The 7,770-nt window shown below is 48.9% G+C and carries 6 protein-coding genes and 1 pseudogene; 6 read left to right on the forward strand and 1 reads right to left on the reverse strand.

Annotation, left to right across the window (positions count from 1 at the left end; translation table 11 throughout):
• From ACIFQN_RS35610 to ACIFQN_RS35620, 3 genes and pseudogenes are all read left to right on the forward strand, one after another.
• A pseudogene (locus tag ACIFQN_RS35610) lies at window positions 1–1,052 on the forward strand (protein prkA); the annotation flags it as partial.
• A gap of 26 nt (window positions 1,053–1,078) precedes the next feature.
• Window positions 1,079–2,239, forward strand: a complete 1,161-nt coding sequence (gene yhbH / locus ACIFQN_RS35615) for a sporulation protein YhbH (protein ID WP_429837772.1) — start codon at window positions 1,079–1,081, stop codon at window positions 2,237–2,239.
• A 1-nt stretch (window position 2,240) separates the two neighbouring features.
• Window positions 2,241–3,518: a SpoVR family protein gene (locus ACIFQN_RS35620; protein WP_429837773.1), complete on the forward strand. Its 1,278-nt coding sequence runs from the start codon at window positions 2,241–2,243 to the stop codon at window positions 3,516–3,518.
• Between the two features lie 75 nt (window positions 3,519–3,593).
• On the opposite strand, the gene ACIFQN_RS35625 is transcribed toward ACIFQN_RS35620, so the two are convergent.
• On the reverse strand, window positions 3,594–5,321 hold the full coding sequence (locus ACIFQN_RS35625) for a sigma-54 interaction domain-containing protein (RefSeq protein WP_429837774.1): 1,728 nt from the start codon (window positions 5,319–5,321) through the stop codon (window positions 3,594–3,596).
• 174 nt (window positions 5,322–5,495) lie between these two features.
• On the opposite strand from ACIFQN_RS35625, the gene fmdA reads away from it, so the two are divergent.
• The 3 genes from fmdA to ACIFQN_RS35640 all read left to right on the forward strand — a co-directional run bounded on the left by fmdA (window position 5,496) and on the right by ACIFQN_RS35640 (window position 7,715).
• Window positions 5,496–6,677 carry a formamidase gene (fmdA, locus tag ACIFQN_RS35630; RefSeq protein WP_429837775.1) on the forward strand — a complete coding sequence of 394 codons (1,182 nt, stop codon included), beginning with the start codon at window positions 5,496–5,498 and terminating at the stop codon, window positions 6,675–6,677.
• 86 nt (window positions 6,678–6,763) lie between these two features.
• The gene (locus ACIFQN_RS35635; RefSeq protein ID WP_429837776.1) at window positions 6,764–7,072 is read left to right on the forward strand and encodes an FmdB family zinc ribbon protein; all 309 of its coding nucleotides are present in this window, start codon (window positions 6,764–6,766) and stop codon (window positions 7,070–7,072) included.
• 22 nt (window positions 7,073–7,094) lie between these two features.
• Entirely contained in the window at window positions 7,095–7,715 is a 621-nt protein-coding gene (locus ACIFQN_RS35640) for an AmiS/UreI family transporter (protein ID WP_429837777.1), read from the forward strand.
• Window positions 7,716–7,770: the final 55 nt, after the last annotated feature.

A 7,770-nucleotide genomic window follows, 5' to 3' on the forward strand; every position in this document is an offset into this window, starting at 1 on the left:
ATGAGTATATATTCTATGAACTGATCATCGCCCATACGAATGAAGTAGAGTATCGCCACTTTATTGCCAACAAAAAAAATGAAGCACTCCACTCCCGCATTATCGTCATGCGCATCCCCTACAATTTGAAACTGTCCGAAGAAGGGCGAATTTACCAAAAGCTCATTCAACAAAGCGACCTGACCAGTGTGCATATCGCCCCACATGCGCTGTGGACTGCCTCCGTTTTCTCCATCTTATCCCGATTGGAGGACTCGAAAAAGCAAGGAATGGATCTCGTCAAAAAAATGTATCTCTACGATGGAAAAGACGTGGAAGGGTACAGAGACAAGGACGTACAAGAACTGAAGAAGGAAGCACAGCGTGAAGGGATGTTCGGAGTCGATCCGCGCTTTGTGATGAACCGGATATCCAGCGCCCTGTTAAAGGACGATAAGACCTGCATCAATGCATTGGATGTGCTTAGGGCTATTAAGGACGGATTGGACCAGCATCCTTCCATTACCCCGGATGAGAAAGAGCGCTGGTTAAATTTGATTGGACTCGCTCGTCAAGAGTATGATCAGGTGGCGAAAAAGGAAGTGCAGAAGGCATTTGTTTACTCCTATGAGGAGTCGGCGAAAACCTTGCTGGAAAACTATCTGGACAACGTGGAAGCCTACAGCCAGGGACAGCGTATGCGTGATCCCCTCATAGGCGAACAGATGGAGCCAGATGAGAAGCTAATGCGATCCATTGAGGAGCAGATCGGAATTAGTGAAAACGCCAAGCGGACATTTCGGGAAGAAATTCTCATTCGTATTTCCATTTATGCGCGCAAAGGCAAGCGCTTTGAATACGATTCCCATGAGCGTTTGAAGGAAGCGATCGAGAAAAAGTTGTTTGCCGATCTGAAAGATGTAGTCAAAATTACCACTTCCACCAAGACACCTGACCAAAACCAGCTCAAGCGGATGAATGAGGTAATGGCGCGTTTGATAGAGCAACACGGCTACTGCTCTGTTTGCGCGAATGAACTGATGCGTTACGTCGGGAGTTTACTCAATCGTTGATTTCATAAAAAGGAGGCGAGAGGACCATGAGTACACATGATTTTTCTTTTATCCTGTCCCGGGACGATTGGTCCCTCCATCGCAAAGGACAACTGGATCAAGAACGTCACAAACAAAAGGTGAAAGAGGCGATCAAGCAAAATCTGGCTGACCTCGTCAGTGAAGAAGCGATCATCATGTCTGACGGGGAGAAAAAGATAAGGGTACCGATTCGTTCGATGGAGCAGTATCGATTCCGTTACAGCTATGAAAAGCAGGAGCAGGTCGGACAGGGAAAAGGCGGTTCCAAGCCTGGCGACATGGTAGGACGCGACGGTCAGCCACAAGCGGGACCGGGAAGCGACTCTGGGGCGGGTGATGCGCCTGGAGAAGAAATGTACGAAGCCGAAGTAAGTATAGACGAACTGGCAGAATTGATATTTGAGGACCTGTCATTACCGAACATGCGGCCAAAAGAGATGGTGCAGATTACGGAGCAGGATGTTCACTTTAACGATGTTCGCAAGCAGGGCATTATGGGGAATTTGGACAAGCGGCGTACCTTGCTGGAAGCGTTGAAGCGCCGTTCGTTGCGTGGAGAACACGGACACGTCCAGTTTACACAGGAAGACCTACGCTTCAAGACGTGGAATGAGGTGGAAAAGCCAGTGACCAATGCCGTTATTTTTGCCATGCTGGACACGTCTGGTTCAATGGGAACCTTTGAAAAATATATTGCCCGCTGCTTTTTCTTCTGGATGACCCGGTTCCTCAGGACGCGATACAGTCAGGTAGAAATTGTCTTCCTCGCCCACCATACGGAGGCCAAGGAAGTGACGGAGCATCAGTTTTTTACCAAGGCACAGAGCGGGGGAACACTTTGTTCCTCTGTGTACAAGCTAGCTTTGGAGTTAATAGAAAAAAGATACTCTCCCAATCGCTATAATCTGTATGCCTTTCACTTTTCGGATGGGGATAATTTGACCTCTGACAACCCGCTGACCCTACAATATGTACGGCAACTTGTAGCAATCTGCAATGCTGTCGGGTATGGAGAGATCAATCCGCACAACCGGATATCCACCATGATGGAAGTGATGAAGCAGGTGGCTGACGAACGCTTTGTTTATTCGACCATTAAAAGCAAGCAGGACGTGTATCCAACTGTGAAAAGCTTTTTCCGCGAGACGCTGGAAGGAGTGGGCTGACATGGGAGAACAAAAGCATGCGAGACTGGAGCGGGAGTTTACAGCATTAGAACAGGCAATTGGCGAGATTTCGGTGATCGCGCGTCAAATGGGCCTCGATTATTTTCCGATGCGGTACGAGCTTTGCCCTGCTGAAGTTCTGTATGCGATTGGCGCATATGGAATGCCTACCCGCTTTTCTCATTGGAGCTTCGGAAAGGCGTTTTCGCGAATGAAAATGGAGTACGATTTGGAACTGAGCAAAATTTACGAGTTGGTGATTAACTCCAATCCGTGCTACGCATTTTTGCTGGAAAACAACTCTTTCCTGCAAAATAAGCTCATTGTCGCCCACGTCTTGGGACACAGTGACTTCTTTAAACACAACGCCTATTTTGGCCATACCAATCGGGATATGGTAGAACGAATGTCTGTAGCAGCGGAAAGAATACGTCTATTCGAGTTTGAACATGGAAGATCCACAGTGGAAGAGACACTGGATGCCGCCTTGTCGATTCAGGAGCACATCGACCCGATACGAATAAGGTCAAAAATGAGTAAGGGAGTAGAGGAGCTGGCGGAAGAGAAAGACATTATGGGTTTCATCGCGGAGCACAGCCGCAGTCTGGCACCATGGCAGCGTGAAATCATCTCCATCCTGCGTGAGGAAATGCTGTACTTTTGGCCCCAGCTCGAGACCAAGATAATGAACGAGGGATGGGCTACCTTTTGGCACGTACGACTGATGCGCGAGCTGGAGTTAAGTGAAGCAGAAACGATTGAATTTGCCCGCATGCATGCCAGCGTTATTCAGCCACCCCGATACGGGATCAATCCCTATTTACTGGGCTTACAAATGTTCGAAGCGCTAGAGCAGCAGTATGGCTTAGAATACTTGTTTGAAGTGAGGGAGAGGGAAAATGACATCTCCTTCTTGCGGAATTATCTCACCAAAGAAAGGTTGGAACAGACTGACCTGTATATGTTTGCCAAACAGGGTGGGGCATATCGGATTACGAATGTCGAGTGGGAGAGCGTAAAACAGCGTTTGATTGACAGCCGAACGAACGGGGGATATCCGTACCTCGTCGTGCTGGACGGTGACTACGGCGGAAACGGAGAGCTCTATCTGCTGCACAAGTACGAGGGTGTGGAATTAGACGTTCGTTACATGGAAAAAACACTGCCCTCCATTGTGCTTTTATGGGGGAGGGCAGTCCATCTGGAGACAATTGTGAATGGCAACCGCAAGCGATATACGATGCAAACGGATAAGAAAATGAGTGAGAAAACATTGTGAGAGATCATATGAGCATTGGGAAAGGGAGTCCTCCAGGCTGGGAGACTCCCTTTTATACGTGGGGCAGCTAATAGTTCAGTTGAATGGACCAATCCCGAGCTCTCTCATTTTTCGATAGAGTGTACTTCTCGCACACCCCAGCTTTTTGGCGGCAGCACTAAGCGTATCGGCTTCTGTGATTGCAAGTTGAATCGTTTGTCGTTCCACGTCTCGCAGAAGAGAGTTATCCTGGGTAAGTAATTCGGTTTGCGGCGCTGTCGGTGCAGTCCAATTAATCGGCAGATGCTGGGCGGTAATCATCGATTCCTCTATGGCAAGCAAAAAGGCACGCTCCATGACATTGCGCAGCTCGCGGACGTTTCCTCGCCAGGTATGATGCTGCAACAAAGGAAGCGCAGTTTCGCAGATTTCGGTAGGTCCTCTCCCATATTGGTCACGAAGCTGTCCTAAAAAAACGAATGCCAGAGGAGCGATGTCTTCCTTGCGTTCTCGCAGTGAGGGAATACAAATCTGCAAGACATTTAGTCGATAATAGAGGTCAGCACGAAATCGTCCGGCTTTTACTTCTTCCTCTAGCTCCCGATTGGTAGCGGCGATGATGCGCACATCTAGCGGTTTTTCATCGTGCGAGCCCAATCTCATTACTTTTCGCTCTTCCAACACGCGAAGTAGAATCACCTGCAGGTCTACGGGCATTTCCCCAATTTCGTCCAGAAACAGGGTTCCGCCATTTGCAGCTTCGAATTTTCCGATTTGTCCTCCCTTTTTTGCCCCCGTAAAAGCTCCATCTGTATAGCCAAATAATTCGCTGGCGATTAAGTCCCGAGGTAAGCATGCGATGTTAACGGCGATGAAGGGTCCATTACCTCGTGCACTGCTTGCATGAATAGCGCGGGCGAGAACCTCTTTGCCCGATCCAGTTTCTCCGAGCAGCAAGGTGTTCGTCGTTGAAAGGGCTGCGATGGCAGCTGTTTTTAGCTGGGCCCTGTAGAGCGGACTATTCGTTTGAATGGTCGGAAACGTATTGGCAGGCGGCTCCTCGGCGCAAAAGGTCGTTCGCGGGCGAATAAGGAGCAGGCAGTATTGGGCTTCCTCTCCGACATCCACGTGTTCCAACGTCCAATTGTGCATAAGCTCTCGTTCCCACTGCTCATCTACTAGTGTGCCGGCATGAAGAGAAAAGCGATCGCGGGCACGACGATTCGCATAGTGTACGACCCGATTGCTGGTTATGACCACTATGTATTCCTGGCTCAATTCTCCCCACGCAAAAAGGAGCGCTTTCCAATCAAGTGCGGGTTTTGATAGTGGAAAGTCAACCTTTTCTCGTGCGTACTCGGTCCATGTCATAGGCACGAAGGCGGAATTGCTCGTCATTTCGTCTCTTTCATGACAGGTGGTGTGATTAATGACTGGAGGTAGCAGCTTGATGCTTTGCGCGGCCAGATCGGTGACATGTGTGGTACAAACGACAGAATCAGATGGGACATAACGAATCAAAAGTTCAAAAGGAAATGGAGCATAAGGAGGGAGTAGGTCAAGATGATACAACGCTTGATAGAGTACACGATGCTGTAAATGCCGGGTGACGGATGAGGTACTGGTTAACGAAAGGAGTACGCCGACTTCAATAATTTTTCTCGCATCCCTTCTTGGCAAAATGGTTTGTTTGTCCGATCTTGAGACGTGTGTCCGATTATGAGACAAAAGAACAAGACGGCTCCAACCAATGGTGCGATACAAGAGATGTGGAGGTAAATCGGGGAAAACAAGAAAGGCTGCTGACTTATTTTGCAACAACATTCTTACTTCTAGTATACGAGATCATTGTTCAAAATAATAACGAAATGACAATTTTAGTGAGAAAAAGCAGCTTATTTCAAAATAAACGGGAAAAACAGCCGGTTGGCATGCCTTTTGCTTTATTTTCTTTCGTGTAAGGCTCTTGAATCTACGGAAGATAAAGGAGGAAGTAGCATGCCAGAAGTTTTATTTCGCGTTGACTTGAACAAACCGATGGAGGAGCAGGACACACCCGGTCATAACCGATGGCACCCGGATATTCCCGCAACGGTATCGGTAAATCCGGGTGCCGTTTTCCGGATCGAATGTAAGGACTGGACGGACGGTCAAATCTCTAACAACGATGATCCCTCTGACATTCGCGATGTAAACTTAAACCGCGTTCACGTGCTTAGCGGTCCTGTTTGGGTCAATGGTGCAGAACCAGGTGATCTGTTAGTGGTCGATATCCTGGATATTGGCGCTCTGCCCAACTCGGAATGGGGCTTTAACGGCATTTTTGCTAGGGAAAATGGCGGGTGCTTCCTCGTTGATCACTACCCAGAAGCGGCAAAGTCGATCTGGGACTTCCACGGGATTTATACCACCTCCCGTCATTTGCCTGGGGTTAAATTTGCAGGCATTATCCATCCCGGATTGATTGGAACAGCTCCGTCCCATCAATTGCTCGATAGGTGGAACCGGCGTGAGCGTGATCTGGTTGCTACCAACCCTGAGCGTGTCCCGCCGTTAGCAAACTTACCCACATCCCATAGTGCAGTACTGGGCACGCTCCAAGGAGCAGAGTTTGAGCGAATTGCCAACGAAGCGGCACGTACAGTTCCACCGCGTGAAAATGGCGGAAACTGCGACATCAAAAACCTCTCCAAAGGAACACGCATTTACTTCCCTGTTCATGTAGAGGGAGCAAAGTTGTCGATGGGCGACCTCCACTTCTCGCAAGGGGATGGCGAGGTCACATTCTGCGGCGGCATCGAAATGGCAGGCTGGATGGATCTGCATGTAGATGTCATCAAAGGCGGGATGGCGAAGTACAACATCATTAACAATCCTGTATTCAAGCCAGGTCCAGTGGAACCGCACTATTCCGAATACCTTGTTTTCGAAGGAATCTCTGTCCACGAAACGAGCGGACAGCAATATTACATGGATACGAATGTTGCATATCGCAATGCGTGCCTCAATGCCATCGATTATTTGAAAACAGCGATGGGCTTTACGGGAGAACAGGCCTATATGCTGCTTGGAACAGCCCCCGTAGAAGGACGCATCGCAGGGGTTGTCGATATTCCGAATGCGTGCTGCACTCTTTCTATCCCTACGAGTATCTTTGATCGTAATATTTTGCCGAAATAAGCGGGAGGCGGGGCTGTTCGCCCTGCTCTTTCGGAGCTTTCGCTAACTCGTGTGACGACAGATCCCCCAATAAAGGAGCAGATACGATGCCGAGATATGATTATTTGTGCAAAGAGTGTGGTCCATTCATTCAATGGTTGAAAATAAGCGAGGTAACAGACAGTGTAGACTGCCCGAATTGCGATCAACAGTCGAAGCGGATGTATTCAGCTCCGGGCCTGATCTTCACGCCGCAAGCGTTGCGGCAACGGATCGAGCGGGGGGGAGAACCCAAAATCGTAAAAAGAGAATCCCATTCGCATGAGGGAGGCTGCTCCCATCACGGTCACTCGCACGGGAAGCAGACTCACACCCATCAACACGCCGCAAAACGCCCTTGGATGGTGGGGCACTGAGGCGTCAAAGGAAGCGATGCCGATGTCAAATGTAGGGTTGTTGTACGTCGGAGGCGTTTTGTTTCTCAACAGCATCATGCTGCTCGGCAAAGTAGAAGGAAAAAGCGCAGGCATTTTCAACTTGTTTGTCGGTGTCCTGCAAGTCATCACACCGCTCTATCTGATCATGACAGCGGATGGGGATGCTGCAGCAATTTTAGGTGCTTCAGGAATTTTCCTTTTTGGATTCACCTACTTGTACGTAGGGATTACCAATTTGTGTAATCTGGATACGACAGGTGTTGGATGGTATTCTCTGTGGGTCGCCATTCTCGCCATCGGATTTTCGGTCGTTAACTTCACGGTATTTGGTGATGTGAAGTTCGGAATCATTTGGCTGATGTGGGCCTTTCTCTGGACCTTGTTCTTTATTCTTTTAGGCTTAAAACGAGACATTGGCAGGTACACCGGATTTGTTACGCTGATTCAGTCCTGGGTGACAGCCACGATTCCCGCATTTCTCTCGATGACTGGATTGTGGAATGGTATGCCGCTTGCTGTAGTTTGGGTCGTGACATTGCTCTGCATAGCAGCGTTTATCTATTTACACGTCGTGACCAAACCGGTTTTTCGAAAGGAGTCAATAAATTCTGCTCCTGCTTGAGGGGAAGTAGAAGCGAAGAGGAAGCCCATGGGGATTGAAGTGCCCCCTGTCAAGT

This window comes from Brevibacillus sp. NRS-1366 (assembly GCF_050467985.1).